Here is a 23,962-nt window from a genome sequence, read left to right as displayed (position 1 = left end):
GGTCGACGTGCACGTCGACACTGTCCTCCTGAAGGTCGCGAGCCGCTGCAACCTCGATTGCAGCTACTGCTACGTGTATCACATGGGGGACGAGACCTGGCGCCTGCTGCCCAAGCGCATGTCAGATGACACTCAGGTCGCGGTTGCGTCGAGGCTTCGCGAACTCAGGAGCGAACAGGGACGCGCGTTCTCCATCGTCCTGCATGGAGGCGAGCCGCTGCTGCTGGGAGTGGCGGGCCTAGGCGGGCTGCTGTGCAGGCTCCGAACCGCAGTCGGCCACGACTGCGGCATTTCGATCCAGACCAACGGCGTCCTGCTGCGACCCGACGTGCTGGACCTTTGCGCCGGCGAGGGCGTCAGCCTGTCGGTGAGCCTCGACGGACCGGCCGAGGTCCATGACCGCTTCCGGGTCGACCGGGCCGGGCGAGCATCGCACGCCCGCGTCCTCGAGGGCATCGGCGCGCTGAAGGCGCACCGCTCGTCGGAGTCGTTGTTCTCGGGCGTGCTGGCAGTCGTCGACCCCGCCACTTCCCCGGACGCCGTCTACGACTGGTTCGCAGCGCTGGGTGTGCCGAGCGTCGATTTCCTTTATCGCGACGGCAATCACGCCGCGCTGCCGCACGGCAAGGCGTCCGCGGCCTCAACCGAATACGGGCGGTGGATCACCAGGATCCTCGACCGCTACGTCGCCGATCCCGCCCCCTTTCGGATCCGCATGCTCGACGACATGATCAAGCTCGCGCTGGGCGGGGTGGGCGTGAAGGAGGGCGTGGGCCTCACCGACTACGGCATACTGATCGTCGACACCGACGGGGCCGTGAAGAAGAATGACACGCTCAAAAGCTCGCCGCCCGGCGACGGCTTCTCGGCGGACTGGAGCGTCCACCGCCATTCCCTCGCCGAGATCGCGGCGTCCGACGAGTTCCAGGCGTACCACCGCGCTCAGCGGCCCTCGTCGAGCATTTGCGGGCGCTGCCCCCACTTGCGTATCTGCGGGGGCGGCATGGTCACGCACCGCTACTCGGAGACGTCCGGCTACGACAATCCGACGGTATTCTGCGCCGACCAGACGATGCTGATTGAGCGAGTGCACGAGCACGTCGGACGTCACGCCACGGCCCGCGCGGCCTGAGCGATCGAATGGCCGCGACGCGCACCGACCCATTCCCCCACGCGACTGCGGCCGAGGCCCTGCCTCCGGAGCTCGTCGCGCGGACGTTGAGGTGGATGGAGGAGGAAGCCCCCTGGAGGCTCCGCGTCGCCGACTTCTACGAACAGTGGGAGATGCATCTGGAAGCCGAGACAATCCCCGTCGGCTTGGAGGACCTGATGGCGCCGGCGACCGCGTCGCACCTTGCTGACGAGCTGCTGCCCACCGGACGGGGGCGCGTCCGGCTCGTCGAAGTGACGGCGCACCGCATGACGGCGGGGCAGACCATCCGGGTCCACAACGACTTCCGTCCGGGAGGCGAGACCCACAGGATCTTGATCCAGCTGAACCGCGGGTGGCGCGACGAGCAGGGCGGGCTTCTAATGCTGTTCGGAAGCGGAGACGCCGGGGATATCCGCAGGGTAATCCGACCCGTCCACGGCTCGGGCTTTGGGTTCGCGATCTCCGGCCGGTCCTTCCACGCCGTCTCCACCATCAGGGAGGGCGAGCGCTTCACGCTCGTGTACTCATTCCGCGAGGAAGTTGGCGATTAGGGGGACGCACTCGCCGCCTTGGCTGTTCGAGAAGGCGCTCACCCTCGACGAAGTCGCCTCCGAAATACGGCTGAAGGTGCTGCTGACCGACGCCCCTCAAGACGCGCTCGTCGCGTTGAACGAGGAGGGGCTTTCGACCATGCCGTGCGACGGGCTCGGGAGCCGGCTCGACCCTGTCGACGACCTGCTAGCCGTGACGCCCGACCTCGCCGCGATCGTACATGCGACTGTCGGCGCCATCCATCCCCTCGCGGCTCAGCCCGGCTACGACGTTAGCCACAGCCAGCCTAGGTGGCGGGACCGCATCTTCGTCTCGTTCCCCGAGCGCACCGACGAGATCGGCGCGCTGCGTCTGGCCGAAAGCGTCGTCCATGAGGCGATGCATCTCCACCTGACGAACGAGGAGGCGCGGACGCCGCTCGTCGCTGCGATGTCTCGGACGGCGCATTCGCCCTGGCGCGGGACCGTCCGGGCCGTGCAGGGCGTGCTGCACGGCGTATTCGTCTTTAGCTGCATCCACTGCCTCCTCAGTGCCATCAGCAGGCGCGGCAGCGCTGGGGAAGCTGGTCAACGGCATGTCGACGAACGGCTGAAAAACATCGAACGGGAGCTGGGTGAGGTGGATGTTGCGGCACTCGAAGCCGCGCTGACCTCGGAGGGCGCACTCCTCCTGCGAAGCTGGCATCTAAGGGAGGGGGCCGAGGCGAGATGCTGATCTGATCTGTCCTTGGCGCGCGTCGGCCAGAGCTATCCTTCGAACATACCTTCTGCGCAATCGCGGCGAAACGAACGGGCGACACACAAAGCCGGAGGCGTCGGTGCCGACGAACTATCGTGAGCAAAGGCTGTTGAGGCCCGACCGCTCGAAGCCGCCAGGCCGGTTCCCCCAGTCGTCTCCATTGGCGCAGTTCGAATGAACGACGGCTTTCAAGCATCGCGGCTAAGCAACCTAACGTCTGGACCTGGGGCGCAAAGCGGTCAGCTATGCGCACCGCTGCGGAATCGCGAGTACGCTCCTTTTTTGACGGCCCAATGGCCATGCAGTACGACACCGCAGCTTTCGGATGGGGGGCGCTCGATGTTGCCGAGCCGGTGTAGGCAGCGTCAAAACGAAATTTGCTTGCACTAGCCAGACGGTTTGAGCCAAGGAGCGCATAGGAGGGGCAATGCGCTGGAATAAAACAGTTTTGGTGGCAACTGCGATGCTGTCGGCCGGCTGCAGCGGCGGAGGCGGGGGCACGGGCGGAGGTGGTGGTGTGGTGGTAACGCCCACTCCAACGCCTACTCCCACGCCAACGCCAACGCCTGTAGCTGCCACCGGGGAAATTAAACCGAACGCGAGTTCGGAGGTCCTCGCTACCACGCAGTTGCTCACGCTGAACGCTTCCGGGAACGCGACCAGCGACCGGTCGGTGTTGCTGCCCAATCCGGCTATCCGAATTGGCTACGATGTTGCAACGCGTACGTACTCCCTCACAAATGACGTGGGGACGCGGCTATTCGGCCCTGCGCAATTCGTTCGCGAAACCGCGGTGCCGGACTACTTTCCGCGCGTAGAGTTTGAGAATCGCATGGCGAGCGAGACCAATTTTCTGCTGTTCTTCAAGCAAGCTAATGCAACGCCGGCTATCCCGCTTTCTCGCGTTGGCTACGGCGCGTGGCAGCAGAACACGCCAGGCAGCAGCGGAGCGACGCGTATCCGGTTGGATTATGCCGTCTATGGCCCTACCACCCCGGCGTCTGCGATGCCCACCACCGGCACGGTTGTCTATCGAGTAGCCGGTACCGGAAACTATGCGGCGAGCAATGAGCTGAAATTTGCGCAGAGCTACGCCACGATCAGCGTAGATTTTGCCGCGGGAGTGGTTCGCACATCTTCAATTGTGCTCTCAGGCGCTGACTTTATCACTGGCAATACGGGCGGGCTAGTTGGCTTCACGATTAGTGGGCCCATCACCGGTAACGTTTCCTCCGGTATCACAACTTACACCTGGGCAACCTGGGGAGGTACCTACAAGCTGCAATTCTTCGGGGCCAACGCCGAAGAGATTGGCATCGTGTACGCGGGCCAAGGCTTTGACGGGACGCTGAATGGCGCGCTGGTGGGCGTGACGCCCTGACCTGGGCCGGTGGCGGACTGACTACTTTCGAACACAGGCACTTAATAGTTGCCGCCTCGCTGTAGGCAGCCGCACTGGATCAACCGCTCCAATTTCGACACTTAACACCAGTGGCGTAGACCGCGCTGGCGCAAACGGCGATGAAGCCCGAAAGCGCTCAAAATTAATCAGCAATGCGATATTCGCCTGCTCACGTCTTTGCTCGACCAAAGCGTGGTCGAGCCATCGATTCCAAGGCGCCCAGAGCCACGAGCATTGCGGTATGTAAGCGACCAGTTTCAGCCGGTGTCCGGACCCGATGGCAAAGCGCCTATCCTGACTGAGCATCTCGTTTCCTGCTCGATTTCTGTAACTGGAATTTCAGTCCCGTCTTTACAGATTGGCCTACAACATCGAATAAGCGACGAGATTTTTTTTGGGGTGGGAATGTCGAACGACGGGCCGGTAGAAGTATTCGCGCGTCCCCGGCTGACGTCGCCGCCTGCTGCGGTATTGGACATTGTCTTCGTGCATGGCCTCGGCGGCGATCAATTCGAGACTTGGCGTTCGTCAAAGGAGGACTCTTGGCTCGAGTGGCTCGCTACCGACTTTCCCACATGCCGAATATTTACGGTCGGATATGATTCAGCCAAGTTCGCGAACTTCCTTTCCGGTGATGGCGCGTCGATCCAAGACCTTGCACTCATCATGGCGGACGGGTTGGCGAGCCGCGAGGAACGCGCGCCGCATACCCTGCTTGTCGCGCACAGCTTGGGCGGCTTGATCGTCAAGCAGATGCTCCGCCGCTGCGCGGAGTCGTTGAGCCCCGACTTCATCGAAATCGGGCGCTCCGTCACGGGTGTTGCCTTTCTAGCAACGCCGCATCAGGGGGCGCAGGCAGCGAAGACGCTCGATCTGCTCGTGCGGCAATTTCTGAGCAAGCAGTCGAAACAGCTCGCGTATGGCGATGACAATCTGGTCGATCTGAACGACTTCTTCAGATCATGGGCCGCACGGCAGGATGTAGCGGTCCGCGCCTATTTCGAGACCGAGAAGACCTATGGCGTCCATGTCGTCGATAAGGTGACAGCCAACCCAGGTGTGACTGGCTGCGAGCCGATCGGGGTGCAGACCGACCATATCGCCATCTGCAAGCCGGCCACACGCACGGCGCCCATCTTCAAATCGATGAGCTCCTTCATTCGCCAGTTGCTCAAGAAGGTAACGCCGCCGGCTGCGGGCATCGAAACCGCGGGCATGAAGGAGCCAGGAGCTAGCGAAGGGCAAGCCACCATCGCCTCCGACGATATTCCGACAGAGATTGATGCTGAAATCTTGGCGGATTTCCAATATTACATGACGCCCGCCGAAGAGGATCGTCGTGATCTTGAGCAGAAGCTGGCAGAAGCGGGGCGAAGCTACGCGATTAACGACGCGAAGCGGAAGAAAGAGCGATTCAATATGATGCTCCAGCGGCATATCGCGCAGCCATCGGCGGTGACGCGATACGCCAAGCTCATGGCCGACGTGGAAACCCGGTTCAACCGCCACGTGGCGCGCGAGATTGCCGACGGCGCCGATATTGCTGCGGTCGACCGTGTCGTTCAGGAGCATGTTGTCGAGCCGTGCGTGTCGGCACATTCGACGGGTGAAGGGCAAATTACCGCGGGCCTGGTTGACGGCGCCTTGTATTACCTTGCGGGCAACTGCCATCTGGCATGGGACCATGACTGATTTCCGCGTCTGGTTCGCGTCGCGCGACCCCTATCACTGCATCTTCCGCATGGTACGTCTGCTATGCGCCAAGGGTGAGGCCTTGCCGCTTGAGCAGCTTCGCGTGCTCGACATGTTCCTTATGTTCCCAGTCATGCTAGAGCGACTTTCGCTGCCATCGGAGATCAAGGCGCGCTTTCGAGAACTGCGGAGCGACACCGAGAAATCAACGTTTGTCCGCCTGCCGGGCACCGCGTCCGTCTGGCAGGATCTGCAAATCTATCAGGCAACTGCGCTGAAGCAGCTTACCGGACTTGGGCTGTTGAAGCGCGATGCCCTGCGGGATCGATATGCCAGTCTCGAATTTGAGCAGGTTCCTGCTGAAATTCTTACGAAGGCGACAGAACGAAATATCGACGACGCGGCGCTGATGCGCTTCCTCGTGGTCGATCTCGCATCGTTGCCGATGTCAGGGAAAGACAATCTTTTCAAGCGCGCAGGCCTGCCGGCGCGGGGGCCGGTGGTATGAGCGCCTTTCTTCGCATCGAGCGGATGCTCATCACGCGCGGGGCAAACGTGCTCTATGACGAGCCGTTTCATGCCGGGGTGAACATCATTCACGGCTCGAACGGCTCTGGCAAATCAACCTTGGCCGATTTTATCTATTTCAGTCTCGGCGGGGATCTGCGCGAGTGGAAGGAATCGGCCTCGCGCGCGGAACGCGTGTATCTACAGATATTGACCCCGGCAGGCACGCTTACCCTTCGTCGCGACGTGTCCACGGATGGCTTGCGGCCCATGTCGATCTATTTCGGCGACATGGACAATGCGCTTTCTTCGCCGAACGATGGGTGGCAGCTGCTCGGCTACAAGCGACCGGAGCATGGCTATAGTTTTAGCCAAGTGTTGTTCCGGGCCATCGGGCTCCCCGAGTCCGTTAGTGACGGCGCGAGCAACATCACGATGCACCAACTGCTGCGTATCCTGTATGTGGACCAGCTCACGCCGGTGCAGCGAATCTTTCGGGTCGAGAATTTTGACACTTGGCAGACGCGTCAGGCGATTGGCGACTTGCTGACCGGTGTGGGTGGATACGATCTCTACGAAAAGCAGATCGCGCTGCGAGAGACCGAGAAACAATATGAGGCGGCGGCGACGGCGTATCGCAGCCTAGTCGCCGTGGCCTCAGGGTATGGTGAGAACATTCTCATCGAGCATATCCAGGCCTCGGTCGGGAAGCTGGAAACCGAGCGGTCGGAATTGTTAAAGTCCATCCGCGATCTGGTCGACTCGTCGGAGCCCAGTGTGGATCAGGATGGGTTGAAGCGGATGCGGGCTTCCGCATTCAGCGACTATGCCAAGGCTAGACGCCAGGTGGTCCGGCTCGTCAACGAGATCGAAGTTCTCGATTTTGAAATCGACGACGCCGAGGATTTCATCCGTCACCTAAAGCAATCGCTGTCGGACTTCGAAGATTCCTCCGTGACATTTTTTGCCCTTGGGCATCTTGCCTTCGAATATTGTCCATCATGCTTCGCGTCGGTCGAACCGAAGCATGCCGACCATTGTCAGCTGTGTAATGCGCGCCGACTGGAGGGAGGCGATGATTCCAGGACACTGGCGGTACGCCTGGATCTGCAGATGCAGTTGAAGGAGTCCGAGGCGCTGCAGGCCGACCGACACGCGGAACGGACCCAGAAATCCGGACAGCTGCGAGTGGCGCGGCAGGCGCTGAGACGCGCCACCTCGACGATCGAGCTGGCCGACACGGGAACCGTCACCGGCCGCGAAAGCGCTATCGCAGAGTTGAGCCGCAAGGCCGGCTTCATCGATAGTGAACTGGAAGGGCACCAGAAGCGCCTGGAATTGGCAAAACAGATCAAGGCCGGATCACAGGCCAAAGAGGATCTGAATTCGCGGGTGACCCGCCTCAAGGCGGAGATCGAAGCGATTTCCCGGGCGCAGGGGAACCGGAAACGAGAGGCGCTCACGCTAATATCGAACCGGACAAAGGCGTTGCTGGACAAGGATCTCCAGGAACACAGCGATTTTGGCGAGGTGGAGAATGTCTCCTTCGAATTCTCCGGTGACTGGATCGCGATCAACGGCGAGAAGAACCGCGCGGGAAGCGCCAGCGGGATGGTGATCCTGAAGAACAGCTTCGCGGCCGGAATGCTCGATGCCGCACTCGTCGATCAGCGGTTCAACCTTCCGCGGTGGATACTGTTTGATAATATTGAGGACAAAGGGATGGTCGAGGAGAGGTCCTGGAACTTCCAACGTTTGCTTGTTGCCATGTCCGAGTCAGCGACGGTTCCGCATCAGATCATTCTCACAACCTCAAAAATTGCGCCGGAGCTTGATCGTTCGGCGCTGGTAGTGGGGCGCAGATATGAGCGCGCAGCACGCTCATTGAATTGAAGGCCGGGTCACAGTGGCCGCCGAGTGCCACCTCCTTGCTCGGATCAGGGGAGGAGGCAATGGACAACCTTCGAGAACTGTTCTTCCGCTCGTTCGAGCAGTTCACCGAGCGCGAGGCAGAAAATATCCTCCACGGCACGAGCTAACGCAACCTTTGCGCGCGATGGGGGCCCTTACTGGAGATGGCCGCGGCCGAGGCGGGCTTTGGTCAGTATCGAGCCGACACCGAATATAACCGTAAGCAGGGCGGACAGGTAAAGACGATTCTCGACGAGGCGATGCATGTCGTGCGGATCACATGCGACCTTATTCTGCATAGCCGTGGCCGAGTCGTAGAGCGCGACAATCTGATCGCGATCGAGATGAAGCGCCTGTCGCATCCCGAGCGCGAAAAGCAAAAGGACCGGGTTCGGCTGCGGGCGCTAACCAAAGCTTCGTTCGACGACATCTGGTCGGCAGACGGACGGTCGCTGCCCGAACATGTGTGCGGCTATAGTCTGGGCTATTTCGTCGAACTCGATGCAGATAGGCGACGATTCAGATTCGAGGAATATCAGCGCGGCCATCTTTCAAACCAAATGGACAGGGCCTTCTAGCTCACCAACCCATGTTGCCAACGCAACTGAATCAGCGGCGGCTTTCGGGCCAAACATCGTCGCGGCTGAACGGCAGAAACTAGGGCGCATAGCTGTCGCCACCACTGGTCCAGCGAACGGCAGCTCAGGCGATTCTCGTTACTGAATCCGGACAGTCGGCAAACCACCCAATCCCGGACATTCAGCCGCCATGCCGATAGCGGCCGTTTATGAGTTCACATCCTAGTCTAGGATTGGAAAAAAGGGCCGGCGGTTTCCCGTCGGCCCTAAGTGGCTCCATTAGGAGCCGGGTTTATCGCGTTCTGCAATCCGGTGCTTGAGCCAGTCCTGCACTTCCTCGTCCACCCAACCGACCCTTCCGGCACCTAGACGTACCCGCTTGGGGAATAGTCCGGCCGCCTCCAGGCGGGCTATGTGCGCTGGGCTGTACAGAACTGTCTCACGCACCTGCTTCTTCGATAGCAACCTCATTGCAAGCTCCCATTAGGGGAGCGTTGCAACGGTCCCAGGTCATACCTAGGCAAGCAAACGTACCATGAAGGCTTCATATTTTGCCAGCGCCTCGCGCTTCTCTTCAAGGCGATCGTACCGGTCGTAGATTTCATCAAGGACGGGCGGGGCGTGGTTGATGAGCACCTCGCAAACTTCGCGGGGAACCTTGAGCCGCGCCATATTAGAACGGAACGTCCGACGTAGGTCTCGGATTTGCCAGCCGGTCGTTCCGGATGCCTTCTTTACTTCGCGCTGTGCCTTCGCGAGCCCGGCAACAGAAAGGTGCGTGTCGCCCCAGCGGGAACGGAAGAAGTATCGATCCTGCTCCGGCATCCCGTCGAGCTGTTGCTGTGCGAGCGGGAGGACGGGGATCGCGTGGTCCCGACCGTTCTTGGTCACCTTGCCGGGGATGACCAGCACCTCCTCAGGCTTCCATTTTCGCTCAAGGACGCACGTTTCGGTGTTGCGGGTGCCCCAGAGCACCATCAGCCGCAAGACGCGGTGAGGGTAGGTTTCTGAGGCGTTCCATACGGCTTTGAGTTCGTTGTCCGAGAGGATTCGGGTGCCCCTCCGGTCTGCGCTCGGGGGTTCGTAGCCCTCCATCGGCGAGTGCTTGATGTAGCGGCGCGGCGGGCGGGTACACCACCGGAGCATGCATCGGATGGCCCGGTACGCATGAAGCTGCTCGGATGGCGTGGCCGCAATCTTATCGAGGCACCCCTTGATGTCCGTATCGTCTAGGTCCGCAAGCTGGGTTTGTTCGATCTTCTTGAAATGGCGCTCGAGCAGCTTCGTCACGTTGTATTTCGTGCGAAGGGCTGCGCCCACGTAGTGCTCGGCGAGGAAAACGGTACGGGCCGCCGCAAACGTCATGGGTGCCTGTTTCGGCTCCGGAGCCGTCGATAAGAGTTTCTTTGCCTCCGCCCTTGCGTCCGCCAATGAGAGGTCTGGATAGGAGCCTATCGTGATAAGTTCGCGGCTCCGACCGCGCATGCACACCCACGTCTTCGCCCGCTTGCCGACGCGAATGCCAAAGCCGGGGGTCTTGGTATCAAGGAACTTTTGGTATTTGTCGGAGCCCTTCAAGGCGCGGACGCTCATCTCGGTTAGAAGCATCTTCGGCATAATTGTCTCCTTTCTGTCTCCAGTATGCACCGCGTAGGGGGGTGCATGTATGGGTCGGCATGGGGAGAAAGAACGGGAGATTTCTGCGGGTTTCGAAGCGACAGGTGCTAGCATGGGCACCCATGATAAGCTAGCGCATTAGCTTGGAAGGCTGCTGTACTACCATTGTACTATACCCGCCAGCCGCGCGCCGACTGCCACAGGAACGCTGGCACGGTCAACCTGTTGCGTTCCGGCGATCGGCGGCGGCGCACTTTACGCCGTGGCGGGATAAAGCCCATAGGCCGGCCATGGCGCGAGCATCTTCCCCTGCTTCCAAATTCCTCCTGGTCGTCAGCGGGACGGTGATCGGGATCGCCGGGACCGACCTAGTGCTTCCGGCCATTCCGGGGCTGCCGCGCGTGCTGGGCGGGACACTGGCCGAGGCGCAGCTGGTGCTGGCCGCATTCACTGCCGGAGCGGCGATCGGGCTGCTCGGTTTCGGCGAGCTAGGAGCGCGGTTCGATCGGCGCAAGCTGCTGGTTGGCTCGCTGCTGGCCTATGGCCTGATTTCGACGCTCTGCGGTTTTGCTTCGAGCCTGCCGATGCTGATTGCGCTGCGCGTGGTTCAGGGAGCGGCGGGCGCGGCGGCTGCGGTGTATGCGCCGGGGATCGTCCGCAGCCTGTATGGCGACGAGCGCGCGGTGGCAAAGCTCGGGCTGCTGGGAAGCGTCGAATCCATGGCTCCCGCGCTTGCACCGATAGCGGGGGTCTGGCTGCTGGCATGGTTCGGCTGGCGCGCCTCGTTCGACCTGATCGCCGTGGCCGCGCTTCTGCTGGCAGCGTTGGTGGCGCGGTGGATGGGGCCGCTGCCTCCGGCGGCAAGCCGGCGCGGTGAGCATGGCTATCATCGGCTGCTCGTCAATTATCGTTTCCAGCGCCAGGCGCTGGGCCATGCCTTTACGCTAGGCGGGCTGCTCGTCTTCGTATTCGGCGCGCCGACAGTGTTCACGCACGGCCTGGGCGGGACGCTGACGAATTTCATCGCGATGCAGCTTTGCGGGATCGCCAGCTTCATTTTCGCATCGAGCCTTACCGGAAGGCTGACCGCTGATCATGGCGCGGAGCGCGTCATATTGTGGGGGACGCTGCTTTCGGCGGCGGGTGGGCTGGGGATGCTCGGTTATGCGTTGGCCGGCGGGGGCGATACGCGCGTGGTGACGGCGATCTTCCTGGCGCTCAACGCCGGGCTGGGGTTTCGCGGCGCTCCGGGCTTCCACGCCGCGGTGGTGGAAGCTCGCGGCGACGATGCGCGCGGCGCGGCGCTGGTCGTCGTGGCGATATTGGGCACGACATCGCTGGGCACCGCCGCCGTGGCGCCATTCATCGAGGGAGGCCTTGTGCCGCTGGCCATCGCGACCGCGGCGATCACGACGGCGGCGGCTTTGCTCTGCCTGATGCGGCCTGCCCAAATCGCTGGCGCCGCGCCGCGCTTCGGGGCAGAGGATGCCGCTGAAACCGAGAGGAATGCATGACCGATCCGCAAGCCCCGCTCATCGTCGGACTCGGTGGCACCGTCGCCGCCGCCAGCTCGTCCGAGCGGATCACGCGCAAGATATTGGAGGCGTGCGCGGCGCGCGGTGCGCGCACTCGGGTGTTCGCCGGGGCCGAACTCGATTTCCCGACCTATGGCATCAGCGACGAGCGCTGCGGCGATGCACTCGCGCTGGTCGCCGCCTTGCGCGAGGCGGGCGGGGTGGTGATCGTGTCGCCCGGCTATCACGGCACGATATCGGGCATGCTCAAGAACGCGCTGGATTATGTGCAGGACATGGCCGGGGACGAGCGCCCCTATCTCGACGGGCGCGCAGTGGGGCTCGCGGCTGTCGCGGCGGGCTGGCAGGCGACGGGCAGCACGCTGGCGACGCTGCGCGCGATCGCCCATGCGCTGCGTGGATGGCCGACCCCCTTGGGGGTGACGATCAATTCGCTCAACCCGGTCTTCGATGCGGAGGGTGGTTTCGCGGACCCGGCGGTGAGCGGCCAGGTCTCGGCGATGGCGGACCAGTTGATGGAATTCGCACGGATGCGGGCGCTGGCCCAGGCACAGGGCTTGAGCGCGTGAGGCTGCGATCGCTGCTGTTCGTCCCGGGCGACCGGCCCGATCGCTTCGCCAAGGCCGAGGCAAGCGGAGCGGACGCGCTGATCCTCGATCTTGAGGATTCGGTCGCCCTGGAGAAGAAGCCGGAGGCTCGGGCCGCAGTGGCGGAGTGGTTGGGCGGCGAGCGGCGCACGCCGTGCCTCGTCCGCATCAATCCGATCGATGGAGACCAGGCGCGCGCCGATCTGGACGCCGTGCTGAAGAAGCGCCCTGACGCGATCATGCTGCCCAAGGCCGAGGGCTCCGCCTCAGTGCGAACCCTGGTGGGCATGGCATGGGGCGAATGCCCGCCGATCCTGCCGATCGCCAGCGAGACGGCGGCGGCGGTGTTCACGCTCGGCAGCTATAGTGAGGTAGCGATCCACTTGCTCGGGCTGACCTGGGGGGCGGAGGACTTGCCCGCCGCGATCGGCGCGGCGAGCGCGCGCGAGGCGGACGGCAGCTACACCGCGCCGTATCAGATGGTGCGCTCGCTTACGTTGTTCGGCGCGTGGGCGGCAGGCGTGGCGGCGATCGAGACGGTGTATCCCGATATCGCTGATCTTGAGGGTCTGACCGGCTATGTCGCGGGCGGGCGGCGCGACGGCTTCACCGGCATGATGGCAATCCATCCCGCGCAGGTGGCGGCGATCAATGCGGGCTTCACGCCCAGCGAAGCCGAAATCGATTATGCCCGCGCGGTGATCCAGGCCTTTGCCGACAATCCCGGTGCGGGGGCGCTGAAGCTGGGGGGCAAGATGATCGACCAGCCGCATCTCAAGCAGGCCAAGGCGCTGCTGGCGCGGGCGGAAGTTTAGGCGAAGTTTAGGCCAAGGGCTTAAAGATGGATGACCCGAGCGGGAGTAAGGCTGAGCGGGAAGTCAGGGGTCAGCGGGCGCGCGAATGGTCCCAATGTTCGCACTGGCCATGGGCAGTTTATAGCGACGATTTCAAAGAGCGGGCGGCACTGCCGACCGGCTCAGCCAAGCAGGCGAAATCCTACATTGCAACCCTTTGACAAGCTCAGGATGATCCTTCGACAAGCTCAGGATGAGCGGGGGTTCGGGCAAGGAAGGCCGGTTGATTCTCCTCCCTTGAAGGGAGAGAGCGCGTTTGCGTTGCAGGGTGCCGCGAACCTGCTAGTAACCCCGCCGCAATGGCACGTATCGAAACGCCCAAGCGCATCCGGGGCACCCAGGACATTTTCGGCGACGAGCAAAGGCGGTTCGCCGCGGTGCTCGATGCGTTCGATCGGGTGCGGCGGTTGTATTGCTTCCAGCGCGTGGAAATCCCCGTGTTCGAGGCGACCGGCGTGTTCGCGCGATCGATGGGCGAGACCAGCGATGTCGTCTCGAAGGAAATGTACACCTTCGAGGACAAAGGCGGCGACCTGATCACGCTGCGGCCGGAGTTCACCGCGGGCATCTGCCGCGCGTTCATCACCGAGGGGTGGCAGCAACATACTCCCATGAAGCTGGTCTCATCCGGACCGGTGTTTCGCTACGAGCGGCCGCAAAAGGGGCGGTTCCGGCAGTTTCATCAGTTGGACGCCGAGATCATCGGCGCCGCCGAGCCCGCCGCCGATGTGGAATTGCTGGTGCTTGCCGATCAGCTGCTGCGCGAGCTGGGGATTTCCGAAGGCGTGACGCTCCAGCTCAACACACTGGGCGATGCCGAGACGCGGGATGCCTGGCGGGCGGCTTTGGTGGCGCATTTCGAGAAGCACCGGGATCAGCTTTCCGAAGACAGCGTGATGCGTCTGGAGAAGAACCCGCTGCGTATCTTGGACAGCAAGGACCCCAAGGACCGCCCGATCGCCGACTCCGCGCCCGATATCGACGCCTATCTGACCGACGAAGCGGCGGCCTTCTTCAAGGCGGTGACCGACGGGCTGGACGCGGCCGGCGTCGCCTGGACCCGCAATGCGCGGCTGGTGCGCGGGCTCGATTACTACCGGCACACTGCGTTCGAGTTCGTCACCGATCGGCTGGGGGCGCAGGGGACGGTGTTGGCGGGCGGGCGCTATGACGGGCTGATCGGCTCGCTGGGCGGGCCGGAGACGCCGGGCGTGGGCTGGGCGGCGGGTGTCGAGCGGCTGGCGATGCTGATCGAGGAGCCGGTGGCCGAGGTGCTGCAGATCGCTGTGATTGCGGAGGCTTCGGAGTTCGACATGGAAGCGGGAGCGTTTGTTGCGACGCTGCGCCGATCCGGATTTCGGGCTGAGCTATTTGCGGTTGGAAATCCCAAGAAGCGTTATGAGCGAGCGTTGAAAGCCGCGCCCGCCATGACCGTTTCATTCCAGACCCGCGACGGAAATCCCGTAGTGAATCCGCGTGTACTGCGTGAGGGTGCGCTCGATTCCGACTTGGTCTTCAAGCTGATTGAGCAGTCGGCATGACTCCTCTTCGTCACCCCGGCCTTGAGCCGGGGTCCCGCTTTCTCTCGGACGCCTGCGTAGGTAGCGGGACCCCGGCTCAAGGCCGGGGTGACGGGAAAAGGCCGTCGCCATGAACATCCCCCCCGATCGCATCGCCGCCATCGAGGCGCGGCGGGATGAGTTGCAGGCGCTGATGGCGACTGGCGACTTGCCCGGCGACAAGTTCGTCGCGGTTTCCAAGGAATATGCCGAGCTGGAGCCAGTCGCCAAGGCGGCGGGGGAAGTTCGGCGGTTGCGCGCCGAGCTCGACGTGCTGGTCCATATGGAGGCCGATGGCGACGACGAGTTGCGCGAAATGGCGCGCGAGGAGATCGAGGCGCTCAAGCTGACCATCCCCGAGGCGGAGCGTTCGCTGGCGCTGGCGCTGTTGCCGCGCGACGCCGCCGACGAGCGCGCGGCGATGCTCGAAATCCGCGCGGGCACCGGGGGCGACGAGGCGGCGCTGTTCGCCGGCGACCTGTTCCGGATGTACCAGAAATATGCCGAGGGGCAGGGCTGGCGGGTGGAGTTGATCTCGTCCTCCGCATCGGATTCGGGCGGGTTCAAGGAAGCAATCGCATCGGTCGAGGGCAAGGGGGTGTTTGCCCGGCTCAAGTTCGAGAGCGGAGTCCACCGCGTCCAGCGCGTGCCCGCGACCGAGACCCAGGGGCGCATCCATACCTCCGCTGCGACAGTGGCGGTGCTGCCCGAGGCCGAGGAAGTCGATATCAAGATCGACGACAAGGATTTGCGCATCGATGTCTATCGTTCGTCCGGCCCGGGCGGGCAATCGGTGAACACCACGGACAGCGCCGTGCGGATCGTCCATATCCCGACCGGGCTGACCGTGATCCAGCAGGACGAGAAATCGCAGCACAAGAACAAGGCCAAGGCTCTCCGCGTGCTTCGGACGCGGCTATACGAGCAGGAGCGCGAGCGGCTGCATGCCGAGCGGGCGGGCGCGCGCAAATCGATGGTCGGCTCGGGCGACCGCAGCGAGCGCATCCGCACCTATAATTTCCCGCAAGGCCGCGTGACCGATCACCGCATCAACCTGACGCTGCATCGGCTGCCCGAGATCATGCAGGGAGAGATGGGCGAACTGCTAGGGGCGCTGAGCGCGCAGGACGAAGCGGACCGGCTGGCGCAGCTGGATTCATGATCGACGCGGCGCTAGCGGCCGCGACTCGACACCTTGCCGATGTCAGCGACACCCCGCGGCTCGATGCCGAGCTGCTGATGGCGCATGCATTGGGGGTGGAGCGGGACGCGCTGCTCTTGCGGCATCTGGATGCAGAAGCCCCCGAGGAGTTCGAGGCGCTGGTCGAACGCCGCATGACGCACGAGCCGGTTGCGTACATCACGGGCATGCGCGGTTTCTGGACGATCGAGCTGGCCGTCGGTCCGGGCGCGCTGATCCCGCGCGCGGACAGCGAGACGCTGATCGAAGCGGCGATCGAGCATTTCGGCGCGCGCGCGCCTTCGACGATCCTCGATCTTGGGACGGGGCCGGGAACGCTGCTGCTGGCGGCGCTGGATCAATGGCCCAAGGCGACTGGGCTGGGCGTGGACGGATCGGAGGCAGCGCTTGGCTATGCGCGAGTCAACGCCCGGCGGCTGGGCATGGCCGATCGCGCGGAATTCGTGTTGGGCGATTGGGCGGCGGGCGTGGAGGGGCGCTTCGACCTGATCCTGTGCAACCCGCCATATGTGGGGATCGGCGAGGCTATCGGCGAGGATGTGCGCCGCTTCGAGCCGCCCTCCGCGCTGTTCGCGGGCGCGGACGGGCTCGATGCTTACCGCCGCATCATCCCTGATCTACGGCGGCTCCTGACTCCCGGCGGCGCGGCGGTGATCGAGATCGGCTGGACCCAGGCCGAGGCGGTCTGCGGGCTTGCTCTGGATCAAGGTTTTTCGCCGCGTGCGCGAAACGACCTGGGTGGGCGACCCAGAGCGGTGCTGCTTACTTGAATCCCGTTGCGGACAAGCCATATTTCCGCTTGGACTTTGGTGTTGCAGCCGCTAAGACAGTGCGCGGGGCAGGGTGGCTTTTCAAACAAGCGACTGAACGCACGGGCGGTAAAACGCCCAGCTCCACTCCATAGTCATGTGCGCTGCTGCAGTCCGGCAGCCATGGCACGCGAAAGCGCTGGCAAGGCGCTCCGCACAGGTAACTTGCATCCGGGACCCAAGATGGACCGACGGACGGCTTAGTAAAGACAGGACATACAGACCTTGATGAACAATCGTCAGGCTAATAACGGCCGCCGTCGCGGCCGTGGTGGTCAGCAGCGCCCCGGTGGCGGCAATTCCGGCCCGCGCGACAATGGCAACCGCATCGACAATCGCGCGCGCGGCAATGCCGCTCAGCTGCTTGAGAAGTATAAGAGCCTGGCCTCCGACGCCCAGCGTCAGGGGGATCGCGTAAACGCCGAATATTATCTGCAGTTCGCCGATCACTATTTCCGCGTGCTGAGCGAAAGCCGCTCGCGCATGGACGAGCAGAACCCGCAGGCGCGCCGCCCGCAGGAAGCGAATGACGACCAGGACGACGATTTCGATTTCGAGTCCGAAGGCAATCGCAGCGACGACCAGCAGCAGCATCACGAGCCTCGCCAGCAGCGCGAGCCGCGCGAAGCCCGTGAGCCGCGCGAGTATCGCGATACGCGCCCAAATAACGGGAATAACGACCGCGACGATCGCGACAGCCGGCGCGCGCGCCCCAACAACGCCGGCAATGGCTATGCCAATGGCCATCAGGCCGAAGGCGAGCCGGGCACGCAGGAAAGCTATGGCGCGGAGCGCGAGCAGCGGCCCGAACGCGAGGCGCGTCCGGAGCGGCAGGAGCAACGTCCCGAGCGGGGCGAGCGCCAGGAACGCCCCCGCCGCGCCGCGCGTCCGCGCCGCGACGAAGCTCCGGCCGAGGCCGTTCACAGCATCGATGCGGCGGTGCTGCCGCCCGCACTTGGCGCCGATCTCTCGGCGGAGAGCGGTGCCGCCGAGCCCGAGAAGAAGCCTCGCCGCCGCCGCGCGCGCAGCGACGACAGCGAGACTCCGGCCGCCTGATTTTCGCGACGGGCCTAGCCCTTCGCAATCAACCTGCTAGCATCCTCCCCGACTGATCGGGGAGGATGCTATGCGTTTGGCCGCACTTGTTTTGACGGCGCTTCCGTTTGCCGCGCACGCGCAGGGCGTGCCCCTCACCGATCCCGAGAGCAGCGCGCAGGGCGAAGTCGCGGTGACGATCTACAACGATAATCTGGCGCTGGTGCAGGACAAGCGAATGCTGAACCTGCCGGGCGGCCGAACGCGGCAGGAATTTCCGGACGTCTCCGCGAGCATCCGCCCCGAGACAGTGACGCTTTCCGGCACAGGCATCGGGATCGTCGAGCAGAATTTCGATTACGACCTGCTCACTCCCGAAAAGCTGATGGCCAAGGCAGTGGGCCGCACGATCACGATCATCCGCACCAACCCCGAGACCAAGGCCGAGATCCGCGAGGAAGCCCGCGTGCTTGCCAATAACGGAGGCACGGTCGTCCAGATCGGCAATCGGATCGAAATACTGGAGCGGATGGGCGGCGCGCGAGTAGTGTTTGCGTCCTTGCCGCCCAATTTGCGGGCACGACCGACGCTTTCGGTGACGCTGGACAGCGCGAGCGCCGGCGCGCGGCCCGTGACGCTCAATTACCTGTCGCGCGGGCTGGGCTGGAAGGCCGATTATGTCGCCTTGTTCGACGAGGCCGGGGGCAAGATCGACGTGCAGGGCTGGATCACGCTGACCAATAATAGCGGCACCACATTCAGCAAGGCGAGCACTTTGCTTGTGGCGGGCTCGGTCGGCACCGAGCAGGGCGGCGGGCGGCGCAACTACCGCCCACCCGCGCCTCCGGGCAATGCCGCGGGCACCGAGAGCGCGAATCGCGAGCGGCTGGGCGACTTCTATGTCTATCCGCTCGCCGAGCGCACGACGATCGCCAACGCACAGCAGAAGCAAGTGAGCTTCCTCGATGTGAGCGGCTCGCCCGCCGCCAAGGCTTATTTCTATCGCAATGCCTGGCTCGGCCGCAGCGACGAAGCGCAGAGCGCCGATACGGTGCTGCGCTTTTCCTCTTCGCGCGAAGGCGGGCTGGGCGATGCGCTGCCCGCCGGCACAGTGCGCGTCTATATGCGTGACGTGCGCGGACAGCCTCAATTCATCGGCGAGAGCAATATCGGCCATACTCCGATGGGGTCGCGCCTGGCGCTCAAGACCGGCGAGGCCTTCGACGTGAAGGTGCAGACGACGGTGGAGAAGCGCGAGCGGCTGGGCGACGATAAATGGCGCACGACGATGCGCTACCGCGTGACCAATGCGCGCGACGCGGGCGTTACCGTCGAGCTGGCGCAGGGCGGGCTCGACAGCTGGTGGAAGGACACGCGGATCGAAAGCGAATCCCAGCCCAGCGACCGGACCAATGCCGACGAGGCCCTGTGGAAGGTCGCGGTGCCGGCGAATGGCGAGACTGTCGTCACTGCCGTGTTTCTCACGCGCTACTGAGCCCTGCAACCGTGGGCCTCGCCCCTCTCCCGCTCATGCTGAGCTTGTCGAAGCATCTTTGGTCGCTTGGGCTATGCAGGGCGCGAGCGACCCTTCGACAAGCTCAGGGTGAGCGGTTGGTGTTGTTGGCGGTGCTGCTTCTCGCCGGACCGGCATTCGCGCAGACGGTGACCTCGGAGGGGCCGGACCGCGTCTCCGTCTCGATCTATCGCGCGCCGCATCGCGGATCGGGTGAAATGAATCTCGGTTGGCTGGGCGGATACGCGCTGATCACCGAGACGCGCACCGTGACGATCCCGCAGGGCCGCGCGGTGATCCGCTTCGAAGGCGTAGCCGGGCGCATGCTGCCCGAAAGCGCGATCGTCACCGGATTGCCCGAGGGCGTGCGCGAAAAGAACATGGATGCGGATTTGCTATCCGAGCGGAGCCTGTACGAACGCAGCCTCAACCGCCCGGTGACGATCCGGCGGACGCGGGACGGCAAGGTGACGGAGGAGCGCGCGATCATCCGCTCGGGCGCGGACGGCGCGGCGATCTTCGAGACCGCCGGGGGGTTCGTCGCGGCGGATTGCAGGCAGAATGACGGGATCATTTACGACAAAGCGCCCGAAGGGCTTTCGGCCAAGCCGACCTTGTCGATCGAGACCGAAAGCGCGCGCTCGGGCCAGGTGACGCTGACGCTTTCCTATCTCGCCTGGGGCTATGACTGGCAGGCCAATTATGTCGCGACGATGCGGCCGGGGGGAAAGAGCGCCGACCTGTTTGCGTGGGTTACGCTGGCCAATGGCGACGTGACCAGTTTCGAGAATGCGACGGCGATGGTGATCGCGGGGCGACTTAATCGCGAGGAGGGAGAGGAGCCGCAAGCGCCGCGCGCGGAGCCGCTGAGCTTTGGGTGCTTCGCGTTGCCGTTGTCGGCCGACATGATGGTGGCGGAAGATATCGGTGGCTTCCCCGACGGCAATCTCGCGCAGGCGATGCCGGCACCAATGGCGATGCGGGCGGAGAGCGACCAGGAAATCGTCGTCACTGCATCGCGGGCGACACAGGAGAATTTGGGAGATCTCAAGCTCTATCGGATACCGCACTCCACCACCGTCGCAGCGATGAGCCAGAAGCAGGTGGCGATGCTCGATCAGTCTTCGGTGCCGGTCGATGTGATTTATCGCAGCCGGATAAGCGATGACGATCTCGACGACGGAGTGCGCATATTGCTGCGCGCGCAGAACAGGAAGGACAAGGGGCTCGGACTGCCATTGCCGCAGGGTCCGGTCGCGGTTTTCGAGCCGCTGGGAGAGCGCAGGATGCTGATCGGCGAAGGCGCGATAACCGACAAGGCGATCGGGGAGGAAGTCGAAGTCGAGCTGAGCGACGCGACGCAGGTGCATGCGGCGCTGGAGGACGGCGAGGCTTATGGCAGCGATTGGGACGAGCATGTCCTGACGGTGACCAACGCCAATCCCTATCCGGTGCGCTACGAGGCCGAGCTCGACATCAGCGATAGCCATAGGCTCCAGAGCCCGTCGGCGCGGCTGATCCGTCGAAAGAGCAAGGATGTGTGGATCGTGGAGGTGCCCGCAAACGGGACGGCGCGGCTCAGCTATCGGCTGAAGGACGTGGGTTAGTCCAGCTCGACTTCGCCCTTGAGCGGATCCTCGACTTGCTCGTCATGCCCGGTGCCCGAGCTGAGGAACATCAGCCCCATCAAGGCCGCGGTCATCATGATCGTGAGGAAAGTGCCGAGCACCGTGGTGATCGCGACATGGATGCGCAGCTCGCCCAGCGACCACCACATCATCGTCACCGCGACCGCACTGGCGAGCGCGGCGACGCCGGCCATCCACCACAGGATCCGTTTGTAGCGGCCCCAGGCGAAGGCGGCGTAGCGCGGATCGTCGAGCGTGTTCGGCGACTCATCCATGCTTTTGCAATTGGGGGCGAAACATGGAAGAAACAACCGCCTGAACCCGGTTTGAGGAGACTGGCGATGACCATCGCGGCAATCCTGAGTGGGAAAGGGCACGAAGTGGTGTCCATTACCGCCGACCGCACCGTATCCGAAGCCGTGCAACTGCTCGCCGCACGAAGGATCGGCGCCGTGCCCGTGATGGGCGGCGATGCCGTTCTCGGCATCTTTTCGGAGCGCGACGTGATCCACGGCCTGGAGCGCGAGGGGGCGGGTGCGCTCGACCGGCGCGTTTCGGAGGTGATGACCACGCCCGCGATCACCGTGGCGCCGGGCGAATCGATCCTGGGCGCGCTCGCGCTGATGACGCAGCGGCGCATCCGGCACTTGCCGGTGATCGACGGCGGCAAATGCGTGGGGATGGTATCGATCGGCGACCTCGTGAAGCACCGCATCGATCGGATCGAGAGCGAGGCCGAGGCGATGCGAAGCTATATCCAGTCGGCGTAGAATAGACCCTAGCTTCGGCGCTTGCGGACCAGATCGTAAACCTGGGCGAGCGTGTCGCGCGCGAAGATTGCCAGCCATGCTCCATAGGCCGCCGCGCCGGTGCAGCCCAGAAAGGCGAGCCGGGCGAGCGCTCCCATCGCGGGCAGCAAGCCATCGACCAGCGTCACGATCAACGCCATCGCCACCGCCGCCAGCGCCGGCGGGGTGACCGCTTCGACAAGGTCGCGGAACCGCACGCCGATCACCGGCAAGGTCCGCCAGCTCGAAATGCCGAAATAGAGCGGATAGGCGGCAAGCCACGCGGCGACGAGCCCGAGCAATCCCCAATGCACGCCGATCAGAAAGGCCGCGGGCAACAGGACCGCGCCTACCATGCCGTTCTGCGCGCCGATGCCGGGGCGGCCGCACGCATCCGTAGCTGGCGCATAGAGGATCTGCAGCGTCATCATCGGCATGGCGAGCGCGAGCCAATGGACGATGGGAGCGGCCTCCGCCCATTTGGGACCGAGCACGACTTCAACCAGCGGCCCCGCCGTGGCGGCGAGCCCGAGATAAAAGGGAAGGGCGACCACCATGATCACCCGCGCCGATTTTACGAACGCCGCGCCCACCGCCGCCTTGTCATCCTTCAGCCGGGCATAGGCAGTGAAGGCGACTTCATTGAGCGGGGGCACGAATTTCGAAACGAAGATCTGGGTGAGGAACAGGCTGGTCGTATAGATGCCCAGCGTGTGCGGATCGAACAGGCGGCCGGCGATGAACACATCGGCCTGGCTCTGGATGAACCAGAAGATCTGACCGAAGGCCATCACTCCGCCGAAGCGCGCGATATCGCCGGCGCCGCGGAAATCGAAGCTGGGCCACATCAGCGAGCGCGCCGCCCAGGTCATGCCGATCGCGCGAATGGCGAAGAGCGTGACGGGCGCGAGCACCAGAGTCCACACGCCCAGCCCGCCATAAGCGCCGCCGAGCGCGGCGAGCGCGCCGCCGATGCCCGAGGCGAAATTCACCTTGGCCTGGCGCTTGAAGTCCATCTCCCGCGCGAGCAGCGCATAGGGAAGCGCGATGAAGGGAGTCGCTATATATAGCAGCGCCTGGACGCGAAGCAGATCGGCGACCATCGGCTGGCGATAATAGGCCGCGGCAACCGGCGCGGCGAGGAACTGCGCGGCGCCCAGCGCGAGATTGAGCAGGATCAGCATGCCGAAAAGCTGGCGCTGGGCCCGGAGCCCGGCATCGCGGCGCTGGATCAGCGCGCTTGCCAGCCCATATCCATTGAGCATGTTGAGCAGGACCAGCACGACCTGAGTCATTGCGAACAGGCCATAATCGCTGGGGGAGAGCACGCGGATCACCAGGAAGGTCGAGACCCAGGTGATCATTTGCCCCGCGATTTGGGTGCCCGAGCGCCAGATCACGGCGCTGCGCACCTGGTTGCGTAGCGAGTCGGGGGGCTGATTCGGCGATTCGGCGGCTATCTCGGTCACCGGACGAGCTTAGCGGAGACCTGTTGAAATGGTGTAAAGCACGGTTTTCCGCGGGTTTCGGGGCGTGTTTCGAAAAAAAGACAGAAAATTTCACGAAGCGGTTGACGGGTGGGAACCCCCCACATATATGCCCTCTCACCGGAGCGACGGGCCACACGGTCCATCGAGACGGTCACCAAAAACCAGGCGCCAGACCGCCCCACTAAAAAGGGGTAAGGTAAGGCGTCGGTCTTTTGCGCTCTTTGACATTGTGATTTTGATGAAGGGACATGTGGGCGGCGGCCCCGGGACCAACGGCTTCAAGGCGTTGGTATCTCGGTAAAGCTAAGTCGCTCTACATAGTCCTAACACGTTTCCATACGTAATAAGATTTTGTGCAGAGCGGCTCCTTGAAATGAGCGGCTTGGCCAGGGCATTCCACCTCGGCCATGTCGTACATAAACTTGAGAGTTTGATCATGGCTCAGAATGAACGCTGGCGGCATGCCTAACACATGCAAGTCGAACGAAGCCTTCGGGCTTAGTGGCGCACGGGTGCGTAACGCGTGGGAATCTGCCCTTGGGTTTGGAATAACAGTTAGAAATGACTGCTAATACCAAATGATGTCGCAAGACCAAAGATTTATCGCCCAAGGATGAGCCCGCGTGAGATTAGCTAGTTGGTGAGGTAAAAGCTCACCAAGGCGACGATCTCTAGCTGGTCTGAGAGGATGATCAGCCACACTGGGACTGAGACACGGCCCAGACTCCTACGGGAGGCAGCAGTGGGGAATATTGGACAATGGGCGAAAGCCTGATCCAGCAATGCCGCGTGAGTGATGAAGGCCTTAGGGTT

Annotated in this window: 22 protein-coding genes and 1 rRNA gene; 19 read left to right on the top strand and 4 right to left on the bottom strand. The window is 63.5% G+C overall.

What is annotated here, in order from left to right; genetic code table 11:
- Nucleotides 1-7: 7 nt before the first annotated feature.
- The 8 genes from yhhB (at nt 8) to VF617_RS06625 (ending at nt 8,533) form a co-directional block, all read left to right on the top strand.
- Nucleotides 8-1,132, top strand: a complete 1,125-nt coding sequence (yhhB, locus tag VF617_RS06660) for a cyclophane-forming radical SAM/SPASM peptide maturase YhhB (protein WP_331014091.1) — start codon at nt 8-10, stop codon at nt 1,130-1,132.
- Between the two features lie 8 nt (nt 1,133-1,140).
- Complete coding sequence (yhhC, locus tag VF617_RS06655; protein WP_331014090.1) at nt 1,141-1,704, top strand: cyclophane-containing peptide 2OG-Fe(II) oxygenase YhhC; 564 nt, start codon at nt 1,141-1,143, stop codon at nt 1,702-1,704.
- Nucleotides 1,694-2,419, top strand: a complete 726-nt coding sequence (locus tag VF617_RS06650) for an aKG-HExxH-type peptide beta-hydroxylase (RefSeq protein WP_331014089.1) — start codon at nt 1,694-1,696, stop codon at nt 2,417-2,419. Before yhhC ends, VF617_RS06650 begins: the two co-directional genes overlap by 11 nt.
- Before the next feature lie 451 nt (nt 2,420-2,870).
- On the top strand, nt 2,871-3,824 hold the full coding sequence (locus VF617_RS06645) for a hypothetical protein (RefSeq protein WP_331014088.1): 954 nt from the start codon (nt 2,871-2,873) through the stop codon (nt 3,822-3,824).
- 426 nt (nt 3,825-4,250) lie between these two features.
- On the top strand, nt 4,251-5,537 hold the full coding sequence (locus VF617_RS06640; protein ID WP_331014087.1) for an ABC-three component system protein: 1,287 nt from the start codon (nt 4,251-4,253) through the stop codon (nt 5,535-5,537).
- On the top strand, nt 5,530-6,045 hold the full coding sequence (locus tag VF617_RS06635; protein ID WP_331014086.1) for an ABC-three component system middle component 5: 516 nt from the start codon (nt 5,530-5,532) through the stop codon (nt 6,043-6,045). The genes VF617_RS06640 and VF617_RS06635 overlap by 8 nt, the downstream gene beginning before the upstream one ends.
- Nucleotides 6,042-7,937 carry an AAA family ATPase gene (locus VF617_RS06630; protein ID WP_331014085.1) on the top strand — a complete coding sequence of 632 codons (1,896 nt, stop codon included), beginning with the start codon at nt 6,042-6,044 and terminating at the stop codon, nt 7,935-7,937. The genes VF617_RS06635 and VF617_RS06630 overlap by 4 nt, the downstream gene beginning before the upstream one ends.
- Before the next feature lie 182 nt (nt 7,938-8,119).
- On the top strand, nt 8,120-8,533 hold the full coding sequence (locus tag VF617_RS06625; RefSeq protein WP_331014084.1) for a hypothetical protein: 414 nt from the start codon (nt 8,120-8,122) through the stop codon (nt 8,531-8,533).
- Nucleotides 8,534-8,812: 279 nt separating this feature from the next.
- On the opposite strand, the gene VF617_RS16510 is transcribed toward VF617_RS06625, so the two are convergent.
- Nucleotides 8,813-9,004 (bottom strand): helix-turn-helix transcriptional regulator, encoded by a 192-nt coding sequence (locus tag VF617_RS16510; protein WP_414713972.1) that lies wholly within the window; start codon nt 9,002-9,004, stop codon nt 8,813-8,815.
- A gap of 45 nt (nt 9,005-9,049) precedes the next feature.
- A complete protein-coding gene (locus tag VF617_RS06620) occupies nt 9,050-10,150 on the bottom strand; it encodes an integrase family protein (RefSeq protein ID WP_331014083.1) in 1,101 nt (366 codons plus the stop codon).
- A 290-nt stretch (nt 10,151-10,440) separates the two neighbouring features.
- Here VF617_RS06620 and VF617_RS06615 point away from each other — a divergent pair, with 290 nt between their 5' ends.
- The 9 genes from VF617_RS06615 to VF617_RS06575 all read left to right on the top strand — a co-directional run bounded on the left by VF617_RS06615 (nt 10,441) and on the right by VF617_RS06575 (nt 20,850).
- Entirely contained in the window at nt 10,441-11,664 is a 1,224-nt protein-coding gene (locus tag VF617_RS06615) for an MFS transporter (RefSeq protein ID WP_331014082.1), read from the top strand.
- On the top strand, nt 11,661-12,254 hold the full coding sequence (locus VF617_RS06610; RefSeq protein WP_331014081.1) for an NADPH-dependent FMN reductase: 594 nt from the start codon (nt 11,661-11,663) through the stop codon (nt 12,252-12,254). Before VF617_RS06615 ends, VF617_RS06610 begins: the two co-directional genes overlap by 4 nt.
- Nucleotides 12,251-13,087, top strand: a complete 837-nt coding sequence (locus VF617_RS06605; RefSeq protein WP_331014080.1) for a CoA ester lyase — start codon at nt 12,251-12,253, stop codon at nt 13,085-13,087. Before VF617_RS06610 ends, VF617_RS06605 begins: the two co-directional genes overlap by 4 nt.
- A gap of 338 nt (nt 13,088-13,425) precedes the next feature.
- Nucleotides 13,426-14,667 carry a histidine--tRNA ligase gene (gene hisS, locus VF617_RS06600; RefSeq protein WP_331014079.1) on the top strand — a complete coding sequence of 414 codons (1,242 nt, stop codon included), beginning with the start codon at nt 13,426-13,428 and terminating at the stop codon, nt 14,665-14,667.
- Between the two features lie 109 nt (nt 14,668-14,776).
- A complete protein-coding gene (gene prfA, locus VF617_RS06595; protein WP_331014078.1) occupies nt 14,777-15,847 on the top strand; it encodes a peptide chain release factor 1 in 1,071 nt (356 codons plus the stop codon).
- Nucleotides 15,844-16,656 carry a peptide chain release factor N(5)-glutamine methyltransferase gene (gene prmC, locus VF617_RS06590; RefSeq protein WP_331014077.1) on the top strand — a complete coding sequence of 271 codons (813 nt, stop codon included), beginning with the start codon at nt 15,844-15,846 and terminating at the stop codon, nt 16,654-16,656. Before prfA ends, prmC begins: the two co-directional genes overlap by 4 nt.
- A gap of 267 nt (nt 16,657-16,923) precedes the next feature.
- A complete protein-coding gene (locus VF617_RS06585; RefSeq protein WP_331014076.1) occupies nt 16,924-17,751 on the top strand; it encodes a DUF4167 domain-containing protein in 828 nt (275 codons plus the stop codon).
- Nucleotides 17,752-17,821: 70 nt separating this feature from the next.
- The gene (locus VF617_RS06580; RefSeq protein WP_331014075.1) at nt 17,822-19,225 is read left to right on the top strand and encodes a DUF4139 domain-containing protein; all 1,404 of its coding nucleotides are present in this window, start codon (nt 17,822-17,824) and stop codon (nt 19,223-19,225) included.
- A gap of 119 nt (nt 19,226-19,344) precedes the next feature.
- Complete coding sequence (locus tag VF617_RS06575) at nt 19,345-20,850, top strand: DUF4139 domain-containing protein (protein ID WP_414713974.1); 1,506 nt, start codon at nt 19,345-19,347, stop codon at nt 20,848-20,850.
- On the opposite strand, the gene VF617_RS06570 is transcribed toward VF617_RS06575, so the two are convergent.
- A complete protein-coding gene (locus tag VF617_RS06570; RefSeq protein WP_331014073.1) occupies nt 20,847-21,146 on the bottom strand; it encodes a hypothetical protein in 300 nt (99 codons plus the stop codon). The two genes, VF617_RS06575 and VF617_RS06570, sit on opposite strands and share 4 nt — an antisense overlap.
- A gap of 66 nt (nt 21,147-21,212) precedes the next feature.
- Here VF617_RS06570 and VF617_RS06565 point away from each other — a divergent pair, with 66 nt between their 5' ends.
- The gene (locus VF617_RS06565) at nt 21,213-21,641 is read left to right on the top strand and encodes a CBS domain-containing protein (RefSeq protein WP_331014072.1); all 429 of its coding nucleotides are present in this window, start codon (nt 21,213-21,215) and stop codon (nt 21,639-21,641) included.
- An 8-nt stretch (nt 21,642-21,649) separates the two neighbouring features.
- On the opposite strand, the gene VF617_RS06560 is transcribed toward VF617_RS06565, so the two are convergent.
- Nucleotides 21,650-23,128, bottom strand: a complete 1,479-nt coding sequence (locus tag VF617_RS06560; protein ID WP_414713971.1) for a lipopolysaccharide biosynthesis protein — start codon at nt 23,126-23,128, stop codon at nt 21,650-21,652.
- Between the two features lie 439 nt (nt 23,129-23,567).
- Here VF617_RS06560 and VF617_RS06555 point away from each other — a divergent pair.
- A 16S ribosomal RNA gene (locus VF617_RS06555) occupies nt 23,568-23,962 on the top strand; the annotation flags it as partial.

The sequence above is a fragment of the Sphingomonas sp. genome (assembly GCF_036388215.1).
Taxonomy (GTDB): domain Bacteria; phylum Pseudomonadota; class Alphaproteobacteria; order Sphingomonadales; family Sphingomonadaceae; genus Sphingomonas.
This window is presented reverse-complemented; position numbering and strand designations above follow the sequence as displayed.